General features: G+C 40.8%; 21 protein-coding genes. 12 read left to right on the top strand and 9 right to left on the bottom strand.

The features are described from left to right. Positions 1 to 413: 413 nt before the first annotated feature. From LQ216_RS05510 to dnaA, 8 genes are all read right to left on the bottom strand, one after another. Positions 414 to 1499 (bottom strand): HD-GYP domain-containing protein, encoded by a 1086-nt coding sequence (locus LQ216_RS05510; protein WP_354958504.1) that lies wholly within the window; start codon positions 1497 to 1499, stop codon positions 414 to 416. Between the two features lie 412 nt (positions 1500 to 1911). After that, positions 1912 to 4500, bottom strand: coding sequence for a DNA gyrase subunit A (gene gyrA / locus LQ216_RS05515; protein WP_230127515.1), 2589 nt, complete (start codon positions 4498 to 4500; stop codon positions 1912 to 1914). An 82-nt stretch (positions 4501 to 4582) separates the two neighbouring features. Next, positions 4583 to 6508 (bottom strand): DNA topoisomerase (ATP-hydrolyzing) subunit B, encoded by a 1926-nt coding sequence (gyrB, locus tag LQ216_RS05520; RefSeq protein ID WP_230127517.1) that lies wholly within the window; start codon positions 6506 to 6508, stop codon positions 4583 to 4585. Positions 6509 to 6688: 180 nt separating this feature from the next. Then, entirely contained in the window at positions 6689 to 6940 is a 252-nt protein-coding gene (gene remB / locus LQ216_RS05525; RefSeq protein ID WP_117306971.1) for an extracellular matrix regulator RemB, read from the bottom strand. A 12-nt stretch (positions 6941 to 6952) separates the two neighbouring features. Then, on the bottom strand, positions 6953 to 8071 hold the full coding sequence (recF, locus tag LQ216_RS05530; protein ID WP_230127519.1) for a DNA replication/repair protein RecF: 1119 nt from the start codon (positions 8069 to 8071) through the stop codon (positions 6953 to 6955). Between the two features lie 18 nt (positions 8072 to 8089). Beyond that, the gene (yaaA, locus tag LQ216_RS05535) at positions 8090 to 8302 is read right to left on the bottom strand and encodes a S4 domain-containing protein YaaA (RefSeq protein WP_230127521.1); all 213 of its coding nucleotides are present in this window, start codon (positions 8300 to 8302) and stop codon (positions 8090 to 8092) included. A 386-nt stretch (positions 8303 to 8688) separates the two neighbouring features. Beyond that, positions 8689 to 9825: a DNA polymerase III subunit beta gene (gene dnaN, locus LQ216_RS05540; RefSeq protein WP_230127523.1), complete on the bottom strand. Its 1137-nt coding sequence runs from the start codon at positions 9823 to 9825 to the stop codon at positions 8689 to 8691. 201 nt (positions 9826 to 10026) lie between these two features. Continuing rightward, the gene (dnaA, locus tag LQ216_RS05545; RefSeq protein WP_230127525.1) at positions 10027 to 11376 is read right to left on the bottom strand and encodes a chromosomal replication initiator protein DnaA; all 1350 of its coding nucleotides are present in this window, start codon (positions 11374 to 11376) and stop codon (positions 10027 to 10029) included. 963 nt (positions 11377 to 12339) lie between these two features. Between dnaA and rpmH the strand changes: the two genes are divergently transcribed. The 11 genes from rpmH (at position 12340) to LQ216_RS05600 (ending at position 22461) form a co-directional block, all read left to right on the top strand. After that, complete coding sequence (gene rpmH / locus LQ216_RS05550; RefSeq protein ID WP_230127528.1) at positions 12340 to 12474, top strand: 50S ribosomal protein L34; 135 nt, start codon at positions 12340 to 12342, stop codon at positions 12472 to 12474. Positions 12475 to 12565: 91 nt separating this feature from the next. Then, positions 12566 to 12934: a ribonuclease P protein component gene (gene rnpA / locus LQ216_RS05555; RefSeq protein WP_230127530.1), complete on the top strand. Its 369-nt coding sequence runs from the start codon at positions 12566 to 12568 to the stop codon at positions 12932 to 12934. A 110-nt stretch (positions 12935 to 13044) separates the two neighbouring features. Next, complete coding sequence (spoIIIJ, locus tag LQ216_RS05560) at positions 13045 to 13830, top strand: YidC family membrane integrase SpoIIIJ (protein ID WP_230127533.1); 786 nt, start codon at positions 13045 to 13047, stop codon at positions 13828 to 13830. Continuing rightward, positions 13827 to 14447: an RNA-binding cell elongation regulator Jag/EloR gene (gene jag, locus LQ216_RS05565; RefSeq protein WP_230127535.1), complete on the top strand. Its 621-nt coding sequence runs from the start codon at positions 13827 to 13829 to the stop codon at positions 14445 to 14447. Before spoIIIJ ends, jag begins: the two co-directional genes overlap by 4 nt. A 362-nt stretch (positions 14448 to 14809) precedes the next feature. After that, the gene (mnmE, locus tag LQ216_RS05570; protein WP_230127538.1) at positions 14810 to 16195 is read left to right on the top strand and encodes a tRNA uridine-5-carboxymethylaminomethyl(34) synthesis GTPase MnmE; all 1386 of its coding nucleotides are present in this window, start codon (positions 14810 to 14812) and stop codon (positions 16193 to 16195) included. Between the two features lie 18 nt (positions 16196 to 16213). After that, positions 16214 to 18094, top strand: coding sequence for a tRNA uridine-5-carboxymethylaminomethyl(34) synthesis enzyme MnmG (gene mnmG, locus LQ216_RS05575; protein ID WP_230127541.1), 1881 nt, complete (start codon positions 16214 to 16216; stop codon positions 18092 to 18094). 51 nt (positions 18095 to 18145) lie between these two features. Then, on the top strand, positions 18146 to 18868 hold the full coding sequence (gene rsmG, locus LQ216_RS05580) for a 16S rRNA (guanine(527)-N(7))-methyltransferase RsmG (protein WP_230127544.1): 723 nt from the start codon (positions 18146 to 18148) through the stop codon (positions 18866 to 18868). 164 nt (positions 18869 to 19032) lie between these two features. Then, on the top strand, positions 19033 to 19896 hold the full coding sequence (gene noc / locus LQ216_RS05585) for a nucleoid occlusion protein (RefSeq protein WP_230127547.1): 864 nt from the start codon (positions 19033 to 19035) through the stop codon (positions 19894 to 19896). Positions 19897 to 20073: 177 nt separating this feature from the next. Next, positions 20074 to 20835 carry an AAA family ATPase gene (locus tag LQ216_RS05590; RefSeq protein ID WP_117306987.1) on the top strand — a complete coding sequence of 254 codons (762 nt, stop codon included), beginning with the start codon at positions 20074 to 20076 and terminating at the stop codon, positions 20833 to 20835. Next, positions 20828 to 21688, top strand: coding sequence for a ParB/RepB/Spo0J family partition protein (locus LQ216_RS05595; protein WP_230127550.1), 861 nt, complete (start codon positions 20828 to 20830; stop codon positions 21686 to 21688). The genes LQ216_RS05590 and LQ216_RS05595 overlap by 8 nt, the downstream gene beginning before the upstream one ends. Positions 21689 to 21747: 59 nt before the next feature. Next, complete coding sequence (locus tag LQ216_RS05600) at positions 21748 to 22461, top strand: DUF554 domain-containing protein (protein WP_230127553.1); 714 nt, start codon at positions 21748 to 21750, stop codon at positions 22459 to 22461. Positions 22462 to 22471: 10 nt separating this feature from the next. On the opposite strand, the gene yyaC is transcribed toward LQ216_RS05600, so the two are convergent. After that, positions 22472 to 23095 carry a spore protease YyaC gene (gene yyaC / locus LQ216_RS05605; RefSeq protein WP_230127555.1) on the bottom strand — a complete coding sequence of 208 codons (624 nt, stop codon included), beginning with the start codon at positions 23093 to 23095 and terminating at the stop codon, positions 22472 to 22474. Positions 23096 to 23329: 234 nt separating this feature from the next. Between yyaC and LQ216_RS05610 the strand changes: the two genes are divergently transcribed. After that, positions 23330 to 24217, top strand: coding sequence for a mechanosensitive ion channel family protein (locus LQ216_RS05610; RefSeq protein WP_230127558.1), 888 nt, complete (start codon positions 23330 to 23332; stop codon positions 24215 to 24217). Positions 24218 to 24226 lie beyond the last annotated feature (9 nt).

Genomic DNA, 24226 nt, shown 5'->3' on the forward strand with positions numbered 1-24226 from the left:
GGCACGCCGCCAGCGTTCGTCCTGAGCCAGGATCAAACTCTCCGAAGAATGTTTGACTTGCTCACTTGCACATGGATGTGCTGGCATCGACGTTGTCACAGGACGTGACGAACTTAGTCGATGTTCCATTTGCTTTTAAAGTGTGTGCTCACTTAAAAATTAACGTTGGCGCTTTGTTTTGTTCAGTTTTCAAAGAGCAATTCCGTTGTCATTCTTCTCAGAAGCAACTTTATTAATATACCATTTCTGCTAACGTAAAGTCAAGTGTTTATTTTTTCTCTTTGTTGCCTTAGTTATTATATCTAGTTTGTTTTTTTAAATCAAGCTTTAAAGATAAATTCATAATATTGAATTATCGGGAAAAGCCCAAAATAAAAAGCCTGCTGAAAAACAACAGACTCGAAATCAATGGTTTATAAGATCGCTTCAATAAATATTTCTCTGTTTTTACCTAGATGGATGATTTCTCCGTCTTCCTGGACTTTGACCATGGGCCTTGTCGGAGTATTGGGTTCAATGAAAATAATTTCGGCAATATATCCATTGGAAAGCTTAACCTTGCTACCGATTGATAAGGTTGCAATACCGGAAAGTAATGTTTTAACCACGCCTATATCAAACTTTCCAAAATCATCATGTAATATCATTTCCATCACTTTAAAAGGTGATTGCTTACTACGGTAATTTCTTTCGGACGTCATAGCATGATATACATCGGCCACCGCTACAATCCTTGAAAATTCACTTGGTGATTGTCCTCTTTTTCCCGCAGGATAGCCGCTGCCGTCTAATCTTTCGTGATGCTGAAGAATCGCATGTTTCATTGCATCACTTAAGATGGAGCTGTCTTGAATCATTTGGACGCTATATATCGGATGTTTTTTAATTTCGTTAAACTCATGAGAAGTCAAGCTTGTTTTCTTTTCTAGAATTCTTGAAGGAATTTTTGCCATGCCGCAGTCTACAAGTGAGCCCGCGATGACTATTTGGGACACATCGGTCTGTTTGTAATTTAATTTCTTTATGAGATACCCGCTTAACAAACCGACTGCAATGGCATGATGATATAAGTAATCTTCTTTTGTACTGTAATGGTGCAGCAAGAAAAGCTCAGACGGCTTTTTCATGACCTTATTAAATAAAGGAACGATTAAATCCCGGACCTTCGATACATCAATTGTACTTTCAGCCTGCCAATTCTTAAATAATTTTTTGTAGCTTTGAACCACTTTTAAATAATCCGTGATGAAGCTCGACCCATCTGTTTCTTTTCCTTTTCCTTTGGAATCAATAGATTCTTTTGGCTTAAAAGGCATGCCGTTGATCAATGTTTTCTCAACATTAACTTCACTAACCAAAAATGCCTTTAATACTTCTAAATGGGGTTTATTTAAGATTGTTTTGCTGGTCATAATCGGACGTTTGGTCAAGCCAATTATGTCCTGAGAGAGAATAGCACCTTCTACTAAATAATCCGTTTTAACACGCAAACTGTCCACACTCCTGTAACAGCATTTTTCATGATTACCATAATATTACTGCACTTTCCCAACAAATTCTAGTTAAAAGATTAAAAGGAAGCACCCATTAGGATGCTTCCAATTAAGAATGGCGCAAGCGCCCTGTTCAGCCCCAACCAGCATAGGGCGCACCTCGTAGGAGGGCCAAGTATGGACCATCAGCTAAAATCCGTCACGTCCTGTGACGAACGCTGACGTCACCACATCCTGTGGAAGACCGAAGTGGGGCAGGAAGAACACCTGCCTCTTATGACCTCGAGGCCGACTAAAATCGCCGCGTCCTTATGTCTTCGTCGGCACTAGCACGTCCTGTACGTCGGGGCATGGCTGCTTACGCTAGACATCAATACATGTTGAAAATTTTTACTTTCTTAATCTTTTAAAAAATAAATTATTCTTCGTCATTGCTTTCGGTTTCAGAGGTTGTTTCTTCGCTGTCATTGCTTTCGGTTTCAGAGGCTGTTTCTTCGCTGTCAGCTATTTCATCTTTAAAAGCTTCCACCGGCTGTGTTTCATCAACTTCTTCTTCCATGATCTCTTTTTCATCCTCTTTTTCAACCATTGCAACTGTAGACACATATTCATTATCACTTGTTTCAAGACGGATCAGTTTAACACCTTGTGTGTTACGGCCAGTCCTTGAGATGGTGTCTACATCCATTCGAATTAAAACGCCGCCCGCTGTGATTAACATTAGATCTTCTTCTCCGGTCACTGTCTTCACTGCAATCAGCGGACCATTTTTCTCGGTTACATTGCAGGTTTTGATCCCTTTTCCTCCACGGCTTTGAATGCGGTATTCTCCGGCTGGGGTACGCTTTCCGAACCCATTAACCGTAACGATCAGCACTTCTGAATCTTCTTCCAGGATTTCCATGCCGACAACTTCATCATTATTCCGCAAAGTAATTCCTTTTACACCGGTGGCTGTACGTCCCATCGAGCGGACATCGGTTTCAGGGAATCGGATCAGCATGCCATTTTTTGTTCCGATAATCATATGTTTCTTGCCATTCGTTAAACGAACAGAGATTAATTCGTCCCCTTCACGGAGTCCTAAGGCAATTAAGCCGTTGTTACGGATATTGGCAAAGGATGATAACGGAGACCGTTTTGAAATGCCTTCTTTAGTCGTAAAGAACAAGAACCAATCATCGGCAAATTTCTTAACCGGAATAATGGCATTTACCCATTCTCCTTTGTCAACTTCAAGAAGATTGATAATCGGCAGGCCCTTAGCTGTTCTGCCATATTCAGGGATCTCATACCCCTTAGCGCGGTATACCTTTCCTTTATTTGTAAAAAATAAAAGGGTATCATGCGTCGAAGTAGTAAGCAGGTGTTCCACAAAGTCATCTTCATTCGTTCCCATGCCCTGAATCCCTCTACCACCACGTCTTTGACTGCGGTAGGTGTTGACAGGCAATCGCTTAACATACCCGTTATGAGTTAATGTAACCACAATATTTTCAACTGGTATCAGATCTTCGTCTTCAATGTTTTCGAGGCCGCTCACGACGATCTCGGTACGGCGTTTATCGTTGAAGCGTTCTTTGATTTCGATAAGCTCCTCACGAATGATCTCCAATACCTTTTCTTCGTCTGAAAGAATGCCACGCAATTCCGAAATCAAGGCGACAAGCGATTGGTATTCCTCCTCGATTTTTTCACGTTCCAATCCTGTCAACCTCTGAAGGCGCATATCTAGGATTGCTTGAGCCTGCTTATCCGAAAGGTTAAATTGAGTAATTAACCCCTCGCGGGCAATGTCAGCTGTTTGTGAGCTTCTGATTAAGTTAATAACCTCATCTAACTGATCGAGAGCGATACGCAAGCCTTCCAAAATATGAGCTCGAGCTTCCGCTTTACGCAGTTCAAATTCTGTTCTGCGTCTAATGACGACCTGTTGATGCTCAAGATAATACTGCAGGCATTGCTTTAAGTTCAATACCTTCGGCTGCCCTTCCACAAGCGCCAGCAAATTAATACCAAAGCTTGACTGCATCGCTGTCTGTTTATAAAGGTTATTCAGCAAAACATTGGCATTTGCATCTCTGCGGACTTCGATGACAATACGCATACCGTTTCTATCCGATTCATCACGCAGATCTGTGATGCCATCGATACGCTTGTCTCGAACCAATTCTGCGATTTTTTCAATCAGTCTTGCTTTATTCACTTGATAAGGAAGTTCAGTAACGATGATTACCTGTTTTCCGTTAGATTTCTCTTCAATCTCCACTTTAGCGCGAAGGGTGATGGAGCCTCTTCCCGTTTCATAAGCCCGCCTGATTCCGCTGCGGCCTAAAATCATTGCCGCAGTCGGGAAATCAGGGCCCGGGATAATTTCCATTAATTCCGCGATTGTTACCTCAGGATTTTTACTGAAAGCTAATACTCCGTCTATTACTTCCCCTAATTGGTGAGGAGGAATGTTCGTAGCCATCCCTACCGCGATTCCGGAAGAACCATTCACTAAAAGGTTCGGGAAACGGGCAGGGAGGACGGCCGGTTCTTTTTCAGATCCATCATAGTTTTCTTTGTAATCAATCGTGTCTTTATTTATATCCCGGATTAATTCCATGGAGATTTTAGACATTCTTGCTTCTGTATAACGCATCGCTGCAGCGGGGTCTCCGTCGACTGATCCGAAGTTACCATGGCCATCAACGAGCATATAGCGATAGCTAAAGTCTTGAGCCATACGAACCATCGTTTCATACACAGCAGAGTCGCCGTGCGGATGGTATTTTCCAATAACTTCCCCGACAATACGAGCTGATTTCTTATAAGCCTTATCGGACGTCATCCCTAAATCATTCATCGCATATAAAATCCGGCGGTGAACGGGTTTCAATCCATCTCTTACATCAGGAAGCGCACGGGAAACAATAACACTCATCGCGTAATCTAAAAACGAAGTACGCATTTCCTGGCTAAGATTGATTTCTTGAACATTTGATTTTTCTATTTCAGACATGGAGCAACCTCCTATTAGTAGTGCCTCTTTTTGCACTATTTAAAAGACAGGATAGACCGTATTTCATCTATCCTGATCCAGATTAGATATCTAAGTTTTTCACATATATCGCGTTTTCCTCAATAAAGTCACGCCGGGGCTCTACCTTATCTCCCATGAGCATGTCGAAGGTAGCATCGGCTTCAATGGCATCCTCCAGTTTTACTTGAAGGAGCGTTCTGCTTTCCGGGTTCATGGTCGTTTCCCATAGCTGTTCTGGATTCATTTCACCTAACCCCTTATAACGCTGAAGTCCAGGCTTAGGCTGACTAGGAAGCTGCGCAATGATCTCGTCAAGCTGACGGTCATTATAAGCATATTCAATCCTCTTGCCCTGCTGTATTTTGTATAAAGGAGGCTGAGCGATATAAATATAGCCCGCATCAATAATCGGTCTCATATACCGGAACAAAAAGGTTAATAATAAAGTTCTGATGTGCGCACCATCCACATCGGCGTCAGTCATGATGATGATTTTATGGTATCTTGCTTTTGCAATATCAAATTCTTCTCCGATTCCTGTACCAAGTGCAGTGATAATCGTACGGATCTCCTGGCTCGAAAGGATTTTATCCAATCTTGCTTTTTCAACATTAAGGATTTTACCCCGGAGTGGAAGAATCGCCTGGTTGTGCCGGCTACGGCCTTGTTTAGCAGATCCACCGGCGGAATCACCTTCAACGATATATATTTCGCTGATCGCCGGATCTTTAGAAGAGCAATCGGCAAGCTTACCTGGTAAGCTTGATACTTCCAGAGCACTCTTTCTTCTTGTCAATTCACGGGCTTTTTTGGCTGCTAAACGTGCTCTTGCGGCCATTAAGCCTTTATCGACGATTTTTCTGGCAACCGCAGGATTCTCAAGCATAAATGAATCTAATTTTTCGCCCAACACAGAATTCGTGATGGTACTCGCTTCTGAGTTTCCAAGCTTTGTCTTCGTCTGCCCCTCGAATTGAGGGTCCGGATGTTTGATCGAAACAATCGCTGTTAATCCTTCACGAACATCTTCACCTGAAAGGTTTGCATCATTGTCTTTAAAGATATTGTTTTTTCTGGCGTAGTCATTGATGACCCGAGTCAAAGCTGTTTTAAAGCCCGACTCATGGGTTCCGCCTTCATATGTGTTGATATTATTCGCGAAAGAATATAAATTACTTGCATAGCCATCATTATATTGAAGGGCGATTTCAACTGAAATGCCATCTTTTTCCCCTTCAATGTAGATTGGTTCTTCGTGGAGAACTTCTTTTGTACGGTTCAAGTGCTCTACATAAGACTTAATACCGCCTTCGTAGTAATATTCATTAGAACGCTCTTTGCCTTCGCGCTTATCTTCAATAATAATCTTGAGCCCTCTGTTTAAGAATGCTAATTCTCTTAACCGGGTAGCAAGCGTTTCATAATCGTATTCAAGCGTTTCCGTAAATATCTCTCCATCGGGAGTGAAGTGGGTGGTGGTACCGGTATGGTCTGTTTCACCAATGATTTTCAAGTCGGCGTGTGGTACTCCGCGTTCGAATTTTTGATAATAAATATTGCCATCACGATGAACGAAGACCTCTAATTCAGTGGAAAGGGCATTAACAACAGACGCGCCTACACCATGCAGACCACCCGAAACCTTGTATCCGCCGCCCCCGAATTTTCCGCCCGCATGCAATACAGTCATAATGACCTCCACAGCCGGGCGTCCCATTTTCTCATGAATCCCAACCGGAATTCCCCGTCCATTATCAACAACAGTGATACTGTTATCATTCTCAATCATTATTTTGATTTCATCGCAAAATCCAGCCAACGCTTCGTCAATACTATTATCGACGATTTCCCAGACTAAATGGTGAAGACCTCTGGCAGATGTCGACCCGATATACATTCCGGGACGTTTACGAACGGCCTCTAATCCTTCCAACACCTGTATCTGGTTTTCATCATACTCTTGACCTTGAACTTCTTTTTGTTCCATTGCCACATGAATCACCTACACTTTTCTTTAAGCGTTTTTTTCGTTGGTAGATAGGAAAGTATAAACCAGGTTTCCTATCCACATAAGTGTAACTATGTCGCCTAATCGTTGCCTTTAAAGGCTTGCCATCGGCGGATTTTCTTTGTGAAATTCTTTAAAAATCCAGTTTATTGAAATCTATTATTCATCGATTAAAATCGCTTTTTGTAATGAACGTTTTTTTAGAGTCCCGGATGATAGAGGAGAATAATATATATGTTCATCCGTAACTACGATTGATTTAATTGACCCTTTTGATAAATTGAGGGTCACTTCTTCTTTTTCTTTTAGGAATTCCAGGATCAATGGAGATGACTGGAGAAGTTGTTTATCTAAAATGGCTATAACTTCATTCGTTTTTACAAGTATATCTTCTCCTATATGGAGATACATTGAATCACCCCGTCATTTGACCTTTGATAGATTTCCCTGAGTCACATAGAAGGTTGAGGCATCATGAAGAGTTTGATGATTTATACCTTCTACAGACGTCGTAGTTACAAAGGTTTGAACTTTTCCCTGAATCGTATTTAATAAATGAGACTGACGGTAATCATCCAATTCCGACAGTACATCGTCCAGGAGCAAAATAGGATATTCTCCTACTTCTGCTTGAATTAATTCTATTTCAGCAAGTTTCAAAGAAAGGGCCGTCGTGCGCTGCTGTCCCTGTGAGCCGAATGTTTGAACATCGCGCCCATTCACAAAAAAAACGAGGTCATCACGATGAGGACCTATGAGCGTTATGCCCCTTTCAATTTCCCTTGTTCTTATTTTAACAAATTTTTCTTGGAATTCCTCTACCATTTTCGTCAAATCCATAGATTCTGATACATCAAGCGATGGTTTATATTGGATTTTCAATACTTCCAGGTTCCTTGAAATTCCAGAGTGGATTGGTTCCGCCCATCCTTGAAGCAATGAAAGAAATTGATATCTTTTTTCAATAATTTTAGCAGCAAATTGAACGAATTGTTCCGTTAACACATCTAGCATCGCCATATCCGTTTGCTTGCGGATTTGAAGAAGCTTTAAATAATGATTTCTTTGTTGTAGTATTTTTTGGAATTGACTCATCTCGTGAAGGTAAACGGGCGAAACCTGGCCAATCTCCATATCAATGAAACGTCTTCTAACCTGAGGGCTGCCTTTTACCAGGTGAAGATCCTCAGGTGCAAACATCACTACATTCATATTCCCGACGTATTGGCTCAACTTTTGCTGTTCAATATGATTGCTTTTCGCCTTTTTCCCTTTTTTGGAAATGATTAATTCTAAGGGGATGGACGTATTTCTTTTTATTACTCTACCTTCTATTTTAGCATATTCTTCGTCCCAGCGAATAAGATCTTTATCGTTGGACGTCCGGTGAGACTTTGCCATCGCTAAAACAAAGATTGATTCCATCACATTGGTCTTTCCCTGCGCATTTTCTCCGAGGATCACATTCACTTTATTTTCAAAGCTAACATCGAGATCCGTGTAATTTCGATAATTCTTTAATTTAATATTTTCTATATGCATGATAGGTTATCCTTTATCTTAAAGCGTGATCACAAAGGTACCGACCTTCGGAATAAATACCCTGTCTCCTTCTCTAAGCTTCCTTCCTCTTCGCACGTCTAGATCATCATTAACAAAAACCTCATGTTCGCTTAAAAACCATTTTGCCATGCCGCCGCTTTGAATGATGTCTGCAACTTTCAAAAATTGACCAAGCGTAATGTACTCCGTATCAATTTGAATTTCATTCATTCGCATCTCACTCTTTTCTAAGTAGTCTCTAATAGTTTATTTTACTAAATATTTGAGATTAACACAAAGGCAGCATTTTCACTCAAGAAATAAAGGATTTTTAAAAAGAAGGCTCTGTTAAATTCCATTGTTGATTTTCAAATGGTCATGGAATCTACTCGCTTTCCGCGGACGAACTGTCAAGCCTCCTCACTCGTACCTCGCTGCGGGGTCTTGCCAGCCCGTTTTTCCGCAGGACGTTGATTCATCATCCTTGAATAGACACCGCACGAGAAAATGCGTATGCATTTTCGAGGAGTCTCGCAGATTCCCTTCCCAAAAACAACATTATCGTTTAACAGAGCCAAAAAGAAAAAGGCTGCCAGCTAAAACCAGCAACCTATTGTTTAGTATGTTCTTACCGGCAGTATTAATTGGAGCATCGTGTCATCGTGAAGTGAGCGGATGACGAAAGGACGCATCGCTCCAGTGAAGCTGACTTTTATATCAGTACCTTCCAATGCTTTTAAAGCATCCATAACAAACTTGGCACTGAAGGAAATCTTTAATTCCTCTCCTTCAATTGACTCGGCTTGTACTTCTTCAATGACTTTTCCGATTTCGGGAGTGTTTGAGGAGATTTCAATTAGGCCTCCTTCAAGAGTTGCCAGCTTTACGACATTGTTTCTTCCCTCTCTTGCCAATAAAGAAGCGCGATCGATCGCCTGTAAGAAGTCTTTTACACGAATCGATACTTCCGTTTTGCTGTCTGTCGGAATCAGTCTGGAGGTGTCCGGATAATTTCCTTCTAGAAGTCTTGAGAAGAACAATAAGTTTTTCGCTTTAAACAGCACCTGATTTTCAGTAATGACTATTTCAAGTAGATCGTTTGTATCATCCAGAATTTTACTTAATTCATTTAGGCTTTTTCCTGGAATGACTACGTTATAACTTCCGTTCACTGTGGTTTCAAGTTGGGCTTTCCTCATTGCTAAACGATGGCTATCTGTTGCAATACAGGTCATTTCCCCGTTTTCAACCTTTATGTTTACACCTGTCAAGATCGGGCGTGTTTCTGAGGTGGACACTGCGAAGACGGTTTGGCGGATTAAGGTTTTTAATAAATCTGCAGGAATTTTGAAGATATTTTCTTCCTCAATAACAGGCAGATGTGGATACTCCTCAGCGTCTAGTCCATTCAGGTTAAATTCAGCTTTACCAGAACGAATGACGGTTTGAAAATTATTTAGTAATTCTATGTCTACCGTATCCATTGGCAATTTCTTTACAATTTCGCTGAAAAAGCGGGCATTCAGTACAATTCTGCCAACTTCCTTGATTTCAATGATTTCATTTCCTGATTCCTCAGCAGGTATGAAGGATTCAATGGAAATATCAGAGTCACTTCCTGTTAATGTAACTCCTTCTTTTGTAACGGTGATTTTGATTCCGGTTAATATTGGAATCGTAGTTCTGGATGTGACAGCTTTCATTACCTCTTGCACACTTTGTACTAAACGATCGCGCTGAATAATAAATCGCATTTTCATTTCCCCCAATTGAGTAATATTTGCTTGCTTGATTGCATAGTTTATTTAGTTATTATTCTTTTAAAAAAATAGTAATAGTAGTAATAGGGCCTGTTAGTATGTGGATAACCCAGAAAATGCTATGGAAAAACAGTCTATCCCCATGTGGACAGACTGTGTGTAACTAGGAGCTGGTTATTAACATTATTCCCCTTGTTAGACCCTTAATTGATCTTGGATATCTTTTACTTGTCTCTGTAGCTGAGGATCAGTTTGCAGAAGCTTTGAAATCTTATCATGTGCGTGAATAACTGTCGTATGGTCACGCCCACCAAATTCATCGCCTATTTTTGGAAGCGAGAAATCTGTCAATTCTCTTGATAGATACATAGCAATCTGCCTGGGAAAGGCCACTGTCTTCGTTCTTTTCCTTGCTTTAAAATCCTCAAGCTTCACGCTGTAGTGCTCTCCGACCGTTCTTTGGATGTCGAGAATCGTAACGATTTTCGACTTTGAACTGGGAATGATATCTTTAAGTGCCTCTGCAGCGAGATCGGCATTTATGTCCTTGTTAATTAAGGATGAATAAGCGACAACTCGGATTAAAGCACCTTCGAGTTCGCGGATGTTTGAATCAATCTGATTGGCAATATACAGCATGACTTCATTAGGAATATCCAGTCCTTCTGCTCTAGCTTTTTTGCGCAAAATCGCAATCCTTGTTTCTAAATCAGGTGGCGTGATATCTGTAATCAAACCCCATTCAAAACGTGAACGGAGTCGGTCTTCAAGTGTTGGAATTTCCTTTGGAGGCCTGTCACTGGAAATAACGATTTGCTTGCTTTCCTCATGAAGTGTATTAAAGGTATGGAAGAACTCTTCCTGGGTTTGTTCTTTCCCAGCTAAAAATTGAATATCATCAATAAGAAGAACGTCAACACTTCTATACTTATTTCGGAAGGCTTCCGCGTTATTATCACGAATAGAGTTAATGAATTCATTCGTAAATTTCTCTGAAGATAAATAAACAACCTTGGCAGCCGGATTATGTTCCAAAACATAGTGACCGATCGCATGCATTAAATGAGTTTTCCCAAGGCCTACGCCTCCATAAATGAACAGTGGATTGTATGCTTTTGCAGGGGCTTCGGCCACAGCAAGAGATGCGGCATGGGCAAAACGGTTGCCCGATCCAATAACAAACGTGTCAAAAGTGTTTCTTGTATTTAACATATGCTGGGGAAAATCATTCTGGTCGTCCACATGTTTTTTTGGTTTTTTTGCAGGAGTCGAGAAGCCAAAATCATCTTCTCCCTGGTTTGGAGGAATGATAAATTTCACTTCAAGCTCTTCCCCGGTTAATTCTAACAATACACCGGAAATCAGATGAGAGTATCTCTCTTCCAGCCAATCACGCGCAAACTCATTGGGAGCCGTAACTGTGAGGTTATCTCCCTGCAGCGTATGTGCTTTAGTGGATTTTAACCAAGTTTCAAAGCTTGGTTTACTGATTTTTTTCTCTATTTTCCCAAGCGCCTGGTTCCATAAAGCGTCGATATTCTCCAATTTAGTCCCTCCTTTTCTGAAATGTCCTCTAAAATGAAAATCCCATATCAAAACGCGGCTAAATAAAGCTTAGCCTTAAAGAAAAATATAAGATTCGTTCTTTAGTAAGATTGAATAAATGAGTGTAATAAAACGAGTGTACAGGTTGAGATGATCGATTTGTATAATTATTCATCAACAGATATGTGGAAAAAATATATAATAAGAAGAAAAACGACTTTTCGACAATATCCACCATTTGTGGACAAAATCATCTACAACTCCTGGATAAGCTATCCACAAGTTATTAACATTCTGTGGATAAAGATTTCTGTTGATAAAATTATTAAGAGTGAAAACACAAATATAATATCAGATATTTACCTTGCTTGCAATGACTTTAAAAAGTTTATCCACAAGACACTCAACCTGCGCAAAATCTTTTCCACAGGCATTTTCTATGTGTAAAACTTGTCAATTTGGACTGTGGATATCGAGAATTTTGTCGAAAAATTATCCACAGTGACATTTGGAGAGTTTCAAATGGATTTCTGTTGATAAAATTTAAAGATAAATCCTTTTTCCCTTCTTTAAGATTTTTGAAAGAAAGTGGGGGGACCTTGACAGTTTCGTTCATATAAGTGAACTACTACCAATTTTTTTGACTTACAGTTCATCGATCAGTGAGTTTTCTATAAAAAGAAGTATCCATTTTAAAAATTTGAAAGATGTCTATATAAGTTGAACTAAAGATTACGCATTAATAAATTTTTGGCTCATTCATGTGAAACTCTGGTTTCACATGAATGAGCCAAAATTAAATCATTAATTCAACTTATATAGCTAGGACTGGCAGAACGCTTGCGCTTTTGATATTTCTATTGAAAGGAGGAACAATTTTTTTGAAGAGGTTGATTTTTTCAAACATCCTCTATATAATCATAGAGACTGTCTGTAACTGTTATCCTCAGGGAGGTGTCATAAATGAAAAGAACTTATCAACCAAATAAGCGTAAGCATAGTAAGGTTCACGGTTTTCGTAGCCGCATGAGCACAACAAACGGACGTAGAGTATTAGCTGCACGCCGTCGTAAGGGCAGAAAAGTATTATCTGCGTAGACCACTGAAAAGTCAGTGGTCTTTTTTTCCATAATGGATTAAGATGCAGCACGTGTTGGCATACCCAATTTACTTTATTGAAGGTGTAAGGATGAAAAAGAAGCTAAGGATAAAAAAGAATGATGAATTCCAGAATGTGTTTCAAAAAGGGGAGTCATTCGCTAACAGACAATTTGTTGTCTATGTCCTTGAAAAACCAAATCAGGAGTATTTTCGAATTGGTCTTTCCGTTAGTAAAAAAATTGGGAATGCTGTTGTTAGGAACCAAATAAAAAGATACATAAGGCAATCTTTTCTAGAATTAATGGATGAAGTTAAAAGCGGTCAAGACTATGTGGTGATCGCCAGGAAGCCGGCGGCTGAAATGGATTTTTTTCAAGTGAAAAATAGTCTTATCCATGTCTTGAAACGCTCGAAGTCTTTGTCGTTTAAAACAAATAAAAGTAATGGATCCATATAAAGTATAAAAATTTGATAGCCTACCAATGTAAATGTAATGTTCTAAATGGAATGAAAAGTTTAATTATAATCTTATTAAGGAATTAGTTTGTAGACAGGAGGAAAACACGGTTGAAAAGACGAATATTACTCATTATCGGACTTGTCTCCATGATGCTTTTATTGGCGGGATGTACGGAGGTAAACAAACCGATTACTTCGGAGAGTACTGGAATTTGGAATGAATATATAGTTTACCCGCTTTCTGTATTAATCATCGAAGTTTCCAATTTTTTAGGGGACTACGGTTTCGGGATTATCGTTGTCACGATCTTGATTCGTCTCGCGATTTTGCCATTAATGATTAAGCAAACGAAAAGCTCTAAGGCGATGCAGGCAATCCAGCCGGAAATGAAGGAGCTGCGTGACAAATACAGCTCAAAAGATGCTGCCACACAACAAAAACTGCAGCAGGAAACGATGGCATTATTCCAAAAATACGGTGTCAATCCACTAGCAGGCTGTTTTCCTTTAATAGTTCAAATGCCGATACTGATTGGTTTTTACCATGCGATCACCCGTACGAGGGAGATCGCAAACCATAGCTTTTTATGGTTCGACCTTGGCGATAAGGATCCATATTATATCTTGCCGATAGTTGCTGGTATCACAACATTCATCCAGCAGAAGATCACGATGGTCGGAATGGATTCCAATCCTCAGATGGCTGCGCAGATGACAATGATGTTGTATATCATGCCTGTTATGATCGTAGTTTTCGCTATTAACTTCCCTGCTGCCCTTTCTCTTTATTGGGTAGTCGGTAACATATTCATGATCATTCAAACATATTTCATTAAAGGTCCGGATCTGAGAAAAGCAGCTGCCGGAAACGCGGGAGGAGCAAAGAAAAAGTGAAACAGATAACTGCTACAGGACAATCTGTCGAAGAAGCAGTCGAATCAGCTTTAGCTCAACTAAATACTTCTCGGGACCGCACGGAAATTGAAATAGTTGATGAAGGAAAAAAAAGATTTCTAGGTTTGTTCGGGGGCAGGCAGGCTATCGTCAAGGTCACGTTGCAGCCTGATGCCATCGAAGAAGCCACCAATTTTCTTACAAATGTAAGCGAAAAGATGGGAGTATCCGTTCAGGTGGATGTAAGCCGCGAAGGGAAAAATGTCACTTTTCAGCTATCAGGTGAAAAAATTGCGCTCTTGATTGGTAAGAGAGGACAAACATTGAATTCAGTACAGTATTTGACTCAGCTTGTGACCAATCGTTTCTCCAAGCAATATTTGAATGTTATAGTAGATGCCGAGGATTACCGTACACGCCGGAATGCTACCCTCATTCAGCTGGCGGAAAGGATGGCTGACAAAGCTGTTCGAACCAGAAAAGAGGTTTCCTTGGAACCCATGCCCTCATACGAGCGCAAGGTCATTCATACCGCTTTAATGGATCACCCGGAGATTGAAACAACATCTAATGGAAATGAGCCATACCGCCATTTGGTAATAACGCCAACTAAATAAGTTATTAAGCCCCTCTGTGATTGATCACAGGGGGGTTTCTTGCGTGAAATAAGAGGTTCCTATCTGCAAATATACTAAATTCCCTTTTTCTTCACCCGAAAAACACCTGGCAATGGTCGAATTTTTTATAAAAAAATAAAAAAAATAGCTGGATAAAAAAACATGTGGACGGCTTTGTTGTTATTCACATGTGGATAAGTTAAAATAAACGGTGCGTAAAAAAATACTTTTCCTCATGTGGATAACTTCGAAAGCTATGTTCTAAGAGTACTTATGTTAATAGTTAATGTAGGAAGTCGACGATAAAAAAGCTTAATAAGAACTTTTATATAAATAGTATGTGCAGAAGAGAGGTGAAACAAATGGAATATGATACGATAACGGCGATTTCGACTCCCATGGGTGAGGGAGCGATAGCGATTGTCCGTATAAGCGGAGATGAAGCGATAAGCATGGCTGATCGAATCTTTAAGGGGCCAACGGGAAAGAGCCTCAAGGAAGTTCATTCCCATACCATCCATTATGGTCATTTGATCGATCCGAAAACGTCTGAACTAGTCGAAGAGGTCATGGTTTCAATCATGAAGGGACCAAAAACCTTTACCCGCGAAGATGTGGTCGAAATCAACTGTCACGGAGGAATGGTTTCTGTCAATCGGGTTTTACAGCTTATTCTTTCTCAGGGGGCCCGTCTTGCGGAGCCAGGTGAATTCACGAAAAGAGCATTTCTAAATGGACGAATCGATTTGTCACAGGCAGAGGCTGTCATGGACTTAATTCGCGCTAAAACGGACAGGGCAATGAATGTAGCGCTTGGACAGATGGAAGGACGATTATCCAAGTTGATTCGCAAACTGCGCCAGGAGATATTGGAAACACTTGCACAGGTAGAGGTGAATATCGACTATCCCGAATATGACGATGTAGAAGAAATGACACATCGTTTGTTTATGGAAAAGGCGAAGTTCGTTCAAAAGGAAATTAACATGCTGCTTCAAACCTCACAGCAGGGCAAAATTTTACGCGAAGGGCTATCAACGGTGATCATTGGCCGCCCGAATGTCGGCAAATCTTCATTGTTAAATAGTCTGGTACATGAAAATAAAGCAATCGTAACTGATATTCCCGGGACAACCCGTGATGTGATAGAAGAATACGTGAATGTCAGAGGTGTACCGCTCAAACTGGTTGACACGGCGGGCATTCGGGAAACAGAGGATATTGTCGAAAGAATCGGCGTGGAGCGTTCAAGGGCCGTTCTAAAAGAAGCCGATTTGATCTTGCTTGTATTGAACTACTCCGATGAGCTGACGCTGGAAGACGAAAATCTTTTTAAAGCTGTTAAAGGCATGGACGTCATCGTGATTGTCAACAAGACAGATTTACCAAGGAAGATTGATATGGAGCGCCTGGGTGTTCTTTCGGAAACTCTTAGAGTCGTGACCACTTCTTTATTGGAAGATAAGGGAGTCGATGAGTTGGAAGAAGCAATTGCTGCCCTGTTCTTTGAGGGCAATCTAGAGGCAGGGGATATGACGTATGTGTCCAATTCCCGCCACATTGCCTTGTTGGGTCAAGCTTTACAAGCCATCGAAGATGCCATTTCAGCGATTGAGTCAGGAACTCCGGTTGATTTAGTACAAATTGATTTTACAAGAGCATGGGAATTGCTCGGCGAAATAATTGGAGACAGTGTTCATGAAAGTTTGATTGATCAATTGTTCTCGCAATTTTGTTTAGGAAAATAACAGTAAGGAGGGGTAAAGATGCAATACGAAGCAGGTAGCTATGATGTTATCGTAATAGGGGCCGGGCATGCCGGAAGTGAAGCTGGACTTGCTGCTGCGCGGGTTGGCGCAAAAACCCTGATGTTAACGATAAACTTGGATATGGTAGCTTTCATGCCTTGCAATCCATCCGTAGGAGGTCCTGCAAAGGGAATCGTCGTAAGGGAAATTGATGCCCTCGGCGGAGAGATGGGCAAGAATATTGATAAAACGCATATTCAAATGAGGATGCTTAATACTGGAAAAGGACCAGCTGTACGTGCATTAAGAGCACAGGCGGATAAATTTTTATACCAACAGGAAATGAAAAAAACGATTGAAAACGAACCTAATCTGACATTGATGCAAGGAATGGTCGAACATTTACTTGTAGAAGATGGTGTATGTACGGGCGTGGTTACGCAAACAGGTGCCGCTTATAAAGCAAAAACGGTTGTCATTACAACAGGAACTTTTTTAAGAGGGGAAATTATTTTAGGGGAGCTTAAATATTCCAGCGGTCCTAATAATCAGCAGCCATCCATCAGGCTTTCGGAGCATTTGGAAGAGTTAGGCTTTGATTTGGTCCGTTTTAAAACAGGCACGCCTCCCCGTGTCAACAGCCATACAATTGATTACAGCAAAACGGAAATCCAGCCTGGCGACGAAGAGCCAAGAGCCTTCTCTTATGAAACAACTAAGTTCATAACCGACCAGCTTCCTTGCTGGCTTACTTATACAAGTCTCGAAACGCATCAGATCATTGATGACAATCTTCATCGTTCGCCGATGTATTCCGGGATGATCAAAGGGACGGGTCCAAGGTATTGTCCATCTATTGAAGATAAGGTCGTTCGTTTCAATGATAAGCCACGCCATCAAATCTTCCTAGAGCCTGAAGGCCGCAATACTCAGGAAGTCTATGTCCAGGGGTTATCAACGAGTCTGCCGGAGGATGTCCAAAGGCGAATACTGGCAACTATCCCTGGACTCGAAAATGTCCAAATGATGCGTGCCGGCTATGCGATAGAATATGATGCGATCGTGCCTACTCAGCTGTGGCCGACCTTAGAAACGAAAAAGGTGAAAAACCTGTATACCGCAGGGCAAATTAACGGAACTTCTGGATATGAAGAAGCAGCGGGCCAGGGGCTTATGGCAGGAATGAATGCCGGCTTGAATGCGTTAAGTAAAGAAGAAGTGATTTTAAGCCGCTCGGATGCGTATATCGGTGTTTTAATTGACGACCTTGTCACAAAGGGGACAAACGAGCCTTATCGTCTGTTAACATCTCGAGCGGAATATCGCTTGCTGTTGCGCCATGATAATGCAGACCTTCGTTTAACGGAAATTGGCCATCAAATCGGAATGATCAAGGAAGAACGCTATCAAAAATTCCTAGTGAAACAAGAAGCCGTAGAAGCCGAAAAGGCCAGACTGCAATCCGTCATCATCAAGCCGAATGAACAGACACAAGAGCTTATTAAGCAAAGTGGAGGCACTGAATTAAAGGATGGCATCCGGGCATCTGATTTATTGAAGCGCCCGGAAATGAATTATTCGCATATTGAGCTGCTCGCACCTTCCGAAGCTGAGCTTGACAGGGAAGTTTCGGAACAGGTTGAAATTCAAATTAAATATGAAGGATATATTGAAAAATCGCTACAACAGGTAGAACGCCTTAAAAAAATGGAGAATAAAAAGATCCCCGAAAACATTGATTATGATGCCATAAACAGCCTTGCGAACGAAGCGCGCCAAAAATTGAAAGAAGTGCGTCCTCTCTCGGTTGCGCAAGCCTCAAGGATTTCAGGGGTAAATCCAGCTGACGTTTCCATCTTGCTCGTTCATTTAGAGCAAGGTAAGGTTGCCAGAATTTAGCAATGGAATTTCGCAAAAACCAGATATTCAAAAAAAGGATTGAAACGCCTTATGAATGAAAATCAATTTCAAGAGCTGTTAAGGGAGAAAGGGATTGAGCTTTCTACCTTCCAGCTTGAACAATTCGAGACCTATTATCAACTGCTCGTTGAGTGGAATGAAAAAATGAACCTAACGGCGATTACGGATAAAGAAGAAGTATATCTTAAGCATTTCTATGATTCAATCAGTGCCGCCTTCTATTTCGATCTTTCAAAGCCTTTAAAGCTCTGCGATGTTGGAGCAGGAGCCGGCTTTCCGAGCATTCCTTTGAAAATTTGCTTTCCGAATCTCCACATTTCGATCGTAGACTCTCTTAATAAAAGAATATCGTTCTTAGAACATCTTGCTAAATCCCTGAAGCTTGGTCATGTCTCTTTTTATCATGACCGCGCTGAGACATTCGGACAAAAGGCTGAACATCGCGAGTCATATGACCTTGTAACAGCCAGAGCGGTTGCAAGAATGTCAGTCCTGAGCGAGCTTTGCCTTCCGCTTGTTAAGAAAAATGGAACATTCGTCGCGATGAAAGCATCCAGTACCAATGAGGAATTGGATACCGGAAAAAAAGCGATTGGGATCCTGGGGGGGAAAGTAAAGCAAATTCACCATTTCCTTTTGCCTATGGAAAACAGTGAAAGAAACATCATTATTATCGATAAGGTGAAGCAAACTCCTAACAAATATCCAAGAAAACCGGGAACTCCGAGTAGGATGCCAATCGAATCATCATGAAATTGAAAGAGAATAACCAGTGGGAATTTCAAATTCTAGTAGCGCTGGTTTCGTTTTTCTTTTACTATTAAAGGTGCAATGTTTTATAGTAATCATAAAGCAGGACTTTTTACTTTAATAAGAGAATATGTAATGTGGGAGTTTTTTAAAGGTGGTGTAGGGAGATGAAGCATCCTTTTTCGCGATTCTTTGGTTTAGCCGAAAAAGAAGAGCAGCAATTGGAAGTGGAAATGGAAGCACCGAGCAAGAATGAAGAAATCGTGAAAATTTCCATCTCCAATATTGTGCCGAATCGGTATCAGCCCAGAACGGTATTCAATGACGAAAAAATTGCTGAATTAGCAAAAACTATTCATACGCATGGCATCATCCAGCCAATTGTAGTTAGGGAGTATGAAAAGGATAAATATGAAATTATTGCCGGTGAGCGCCGTTTTCGGGCGATGCAATCATTAGGCTGGGAAACGGCACCGGCTATAGTTAAAAATTTCAACGACACAGAAACGGCCTCTGTGGCCCTTATAGAAAATTTGCAGCGTGAAGAACTGACGCCGATTGAGGAGGCTATGGCCTACGGAAAGCTGTTAGAGCTTCACAGCCTTACTCAGGAAGCGTTGGCACAAAGGCTCGGTATCGGGCAATCCACCGTAGCCAACAAACTGAGACTCCTTAAGCTTCCGCAAGAAGCACAGGATGCAGTGCTGCAAAAGCAAATCACGGAGCGCCATGCCCGCTCTTTAATTCCGTTAAAAGATCCGGCAAAGCAAATAAGATTGTTGCAGGATATAATCGATAAGAATTTGAATGTAAAGCAGACAGAAGAGCGGGTTGTAAAGCTGCTCGAAAGTTCCGAGAATAAACCGAAACCAAAAAGAAAAGCATTCAGCAAGGATATGAGAATAGCCGTTAATACGATAAGGCAATCAGTAAACATGGTTACCGATAACGGTATAAATCTGGATACGGAAGAAGAAGAATTCGAGGAATATTATCAATTTACCATCAAGATTCCAAAGAAAAAAGCTTAATATCCGTTATTCTTAACCCGCTTGGCAGCTGATGATTGCCAAGCTTTTTTCTTTGTTGCCAGAAAATATTAAGAAATAAACTTAAACTTTGTTTTTTTCATGATAAAATAGAAAAAGTATGTAATAGTTTCATAAGTTAAGCAAAAAGGAATTATGTTTTTGAAAGTAGGTGACATCGTGGGAAAGATTATCGCCATCGCGAATCAAAAAGGCGGCGTCGGGAAAACGACGACTTCCGTCAATCTCGGTGCCTGTTTAGCATATATAGGGAAGAAAGTGTTATTAGTCGATGTTGACCCGCAAGGAAATGCAACGAGTGGCGCAGGCATAGATAAAGCGGATGTCAATCAATGCATCTATGATGTATTAGTAGAAGATGTGGAGGCAGAAAAAGTCATTAAAGCCACAAAGGTTGAAAACCTTTATATGATTCCTGCGACTATCCAGCTTGCCGGTGCGGAAATTGAGCTGGTTCCAACAATCTCCAGAGAAGTGCGCTTAAAAAGGGCACTGGAGGAAGTGAAGGATAAGTATGATTATATTATCATAGATTGTCCGCCATCTTTAGGGCTGCTCACGCTAAATGCCTTGACTGCTTCAGACGCCGTTTTAATACCGGTACAGTGTGAATATTATGCGTTAGAAGGATTGAGCCAGCTGCTGAACACGGTCCGTCTCGTTCAAAAGCATTTAAATCAGGATTTAAGAATTGAAGGAGTACTCCTGACGATGCTTGATGCGCGTACAAATCTAGGTTTACAAGTAATTGAAGAAGTGAAAAAATATTTTCAGGATAAAGTTTATAAAACGATTATCCCGAGAAATGTCCGTTTAAGCGAAGCACCCAGCCATGGAGAGCCAATCATTATTTATGATCCAAAATCAAGAGGTGCAGAGGTTTACTTAGACTTGGCAAAGGAAGTGGTGTCAAATGGCTAGAGGACTTGGAAAGGGAATTAATGCCCTGTTTACAAACTTGGAAGCCGGAAAAGATGATGCTGTACAAGAAATTTCATTAAACGAATTGAGACCAAATCCATATCAACCGCGAAAAGTATTTGCTCCTGAAGCGATTGAAGAGTTAAAACAATCGATTATCCAGCATGGAATACTCCAGCCGATCATTGCAAGGAAAAGCATAAAAGGCTATGAGATCGTCGTAGGAGAAAGAAGGTTTCGGGCCGCGAAGGAAGCCGGCTTGACAACAGTTCCGGTTGTCGTGAGGGAACTGACAGAACAACAAATGATGGAGCTTGCCATCCTGGAAAACCTGCAGCGAGAGGACCTTAATCCTATCGAAGAAGCTGTTGCCTATCAAACATTGATAGAAAGACTTAATCTTACACAGGAAGAAATGGCAAAAAGATTGGGAAAAAGCCGTCCCCATATAGCAAACCATATACGATTGTTGACCCTGCCAAAAGAAATCCAAACGCATATCACCGATGGCCAGATTTCCATGGGGCATGGACGCACACTGTTAGGCTTAAAGAAAAAAAGTATGCTGAACGATGTTGTTGATAAAATTCTTAAAGATGGCATGAATGTACGTCAGCTTGAACAATATATCACTCATTTAAATGAAAATGTTTCACGTGAAACGACACCCGCTCCGAAACCTAAGAAAGATATTTTTATTAAAGAACGGGAAAATAGCCTTCGTGAACGTTTTGGTACACCGGTTACGATTAAACAAAGCAAGAAAAAAGGGAAAATTGAGATTGAATTTTTCTCTAATGAAGATTTAGAAAGAATCCTGGAAATTATTGATGCGGAAAATCTTTCGTCTTAAACCATCTGCGATAGGATGGTTTATTTTTTTAAACAATATAACGATAAAGGTGAAATGAAATGGTGTTATTAGGAACAATTGTCAATGGAGCATTGATCATTATCGGGACATTGCTTGGCAGATTTTTTCATCGGATTCCCGAAAAAATGAAGGATACGGTAATGTATGCGATTGGATTGGCTGTTGTTGTTTTAGGCCTTCAAATGGGCTTTAAAAGCCAGCAATTTTTGATTGTCATCTTAAGCCTTGTAATCGGGGCGGTAATTGGAGAAGGAATCGATTTGGATGCGAAATTGAATTCTTTAGGAAGATGGCTAGAAAAAAAGCTTGGGGCAAAGGAAGGCAATACGATATCGCAAGGATTTGTTACAGCAACGCTGATCTTTGTCATTGGTGCCATGGGCATCATCGGCGCATTGGACAGCGGCATCAGGCAAGATCATGATGTTTTATACACGAAAGCAATCATTGATGGATTTACGTCGATCATTTTAGCTACGACTTTAGGGATTGGGGTTATTCTTTCAGCCATTCCAGTAATGGTTTATCAAGGGACCATCGCCCTGTTTGCGACTCAAATAAATCAAATCGTACCCAAAGCGTTAATGGATTCATTCATTTTGGAAATGACGGCAACTGGCGGAATCATGATTTTCGCAATTGGCCTAAATTTAATGGGAATCACCAAAATCCGGGTCGCTAATTTGCTTCCCGGGATTTTGGTTACAGCAGTGCTTTCCTGGATGGTTTATTTTTTTGATATCCCTTTATAATGGAATGCTGTCAGGGTGTTTTTTCTTGCTCAAATGCCCAGTTTAAATGAGTAATGCTGCTTTTTCTATAATGCTGGCTGCCCGCAAAATAAACGCCGTTGGCAATCGTTCTCGCCATTTTAAGAACAAGATTCAAACGGGTGTTCTGCAGCACCATGAACTCCATGAAGCCGCTGACATTTACTATGCCCGTGATATGTGCTTCCCCAACGCAGGGAAGCTCTTTATTTACCCCGGCACCAGGCTTAACAGGCCCTTCACCGACCTGAACGATGCCAACGCTCTTTAATCGGCCTAAACAAGCGTCGATTCCAATAATGAAAGGATTCATATGAATTGTGTTTATTTCGGAGAGTTTTTCCTCCATGTTCATCGCATGAATCGGATCATCCAGGGTTCCGTACACAAAGAACTGAGAAGCTGCTTTCTCTTGAAGAAAGGTTCCGACAAGCGGTCCAAGTGAATCGCCGGTAGACCGGTCTGTACCGATACAAACAATAACAATAGGCTGAGTTTGGTTTTCAGGTAGCAATGCGAGTAGTTCTTGTGATATTTTCCGTGATGCATCGAAATCTTCATGCAAAATCCGGCTCAGTCTATTGGTATTATTTAAAAAACTCGGCTTCAGGTTCATCGGTACCACTCCTCTGATAATAGTATTAACAGTATACGGAAATACAGGGAATTGTATACGTAAGTAAAAAGAAAATCATATCATTCAGTTGAAATAAGATTGGGATACTAAATTAGAAGGTTGCATTTTAAGTAAGTAGTTTTATCTATATACCCATAGTTTTTTTATATAAAAACCTCTAATTTGTTGTTACAATATTCTTTAAAGTAATTTGCCTAAAAAGAAGGTGTAAATGTGAGTTCCTATGAAAAAATTCGAAATGAATTATCAAAACAATTTTTAAATGAAGAGACATGGCTCAATCTCGGAGAAGGGCTTCTGAAAATAATTCTTATTGTCGCCATCTCGGGTTTTGTCATTAAAATCGGGAAGAAGCTTATTAAAAAGTTTTTTGTCTTAAGAGAAAGGAGTCCATTACGGGTTTCCGAGCGCCGGGAAGCGACAATATTAAGGCTGGCTGAAAATGTTCTAACGTACGTGATCTATTTCATTACTTTTATCATGATTCTTGAAATATTAAGATTTGATGTCAAAGGGCTTCTGGCTGGAGCGGGAATCGTCGGCCTTGCTGTCGGATTTGGAGCACAAAGCCTTGTGAAGGATATTATTACCGGTTTCTTCATTATTCTTGAAGATCAATTTTCTGTCGGGGATTATATTCGAATCAATGAATTTGAAGGGGAAGTGCTTGAAATAGGACTGAGGACAACGAAAATCAAAAGTGCTACCGGGGAATTGCATGTGCTGCCAAATGGAAGTATTATGGAAGTTACAAATTTCTCCATTTTAAATAGTGTAGCTGTTGTGGATGTAAGCATTCCATATGACAGTGATGTGGAGCTGGCAGAAAGGGTTATCTCAGAACTGCTTGAAGAAATGCCTGAGCGGTATGAGGATTTGGTAAAGATCCCAGAGCTACTGGGAATTCAAACGTTAAGTCCCACAGAAATCGTTCTGCGAGTCCTTGCAGAAACCCAGCCTACACGTCATTGGTATATCGGCAGAATCCTGAGAAAAGAAATAAGGGCTGTCCTCGATGAAAACGGAATTGAAAGCCCTATACCGCAAATGGTGATGTATGATAAAGGCAGCAAAACCCAGAAACAAAAACAAGCGGAATAAAGGAGAGGG

Source organism: Bacillus sp. CECT 9360 (genome assembly GCF_918741275.1).
Classification (GTDB): Bacteria; Bacillota; Bacilli; order Bacillales; family DSM-1321; genus Peribacillus.

Coding starts and splice junctions, on each gene's coding strand:
- gyrA (WP_230127515.1), bottom strand. CDS start 4,500: ATGTCTGAAATAGAAAAATCAAATGTTCAAGAAATCAATCTTAGCCAG.
- gyrB (WP_230127517.1), bottom strand. CDS start 6,508: ATGGAACAAAAAGAAGTTCAAGGTCAAGAGTATGATGAAAACCAGATA.
- remB (WP_117306971.1), bottom strand. CDS start 6,940: ATGTATCTCCATATAGGAGAAGATATACTTGTAAAAACGAATGAAGTT.
- recF (WP_230127519.1), bottom strand. CDS start 8,071: ATGCATATAGAAAATATTAAATTAAAGAATTATCGAAATTACACGGAT.
- yaaA (WP_230127521.1), bottom strand. CDS start 8,302: ATGAATGAAATTCAAATTGATACGGAGTACATTACGCTTGGTCAATTT.
- dnaN (WP_230127523.1), bottom strand. CDS start 9,825: ATGCGATTTATTATTCAGCGCGATCGTTTAGTACAAAGTGTGCAAGAG.
- rpmH (WP_230127528.1), top strand. CDS start 12,340: ATGAAAAGAACTTATCAACCAAATAAGCGTAAGCATAGTAAGGTTCAC.
- rnpA (WP_230127530.1), top strand. CDS start 12,566: ATGAAAAAGAAGCTAAGGATAAAAAAGAATGATGAATTCCAGAATGTG.
- mnmE (WP_230127538.1), top strand. CDS start 14,810: ATGGAATATGATACGATAACGGCGATTTCGACTCCCATGGGTGAGGGA.
- mnmG (WP_230127541.1), top strand. CDS start 16,214: ATGCAATACGAAGCAGGTAGCTATGATGTTATCGTAATAGGGGCCGGG.
- rsmG (WP_230127544.1), top strand. CDS start 18,146: ATGAATGAAAATCAATTTCAAGAGCTGTTAAGGGAGAAAGGGATTGAG.
- noc (WP_230127547.1), top strand. CDS start 19,033: ATGAAGCATCCTTTTTCGCGATTCTTTGGTTTAGCCGAAAAAGAAGAG.
- LQ216_RS05595 (WP_230127550.1), top strand. CDS start 20,828: ATGGCTAGAGGACTTGGAAAGGGAATTAATGCCCTGTTTACAAACTTG.
- LQ216_RS05600 (WP_230127553.1), top strand. CDS start 21,748: ATGGTGTTATTAGGAACAATTGTCAATGGAGCATTGATCATTATCGGG.
- yyaC (WP_230127555.1), bottom strand. CDS start 23,095: ATGAACCTGAAGCCGAGTTTTTTAAATAATACCAATAGACTGAGCCGG.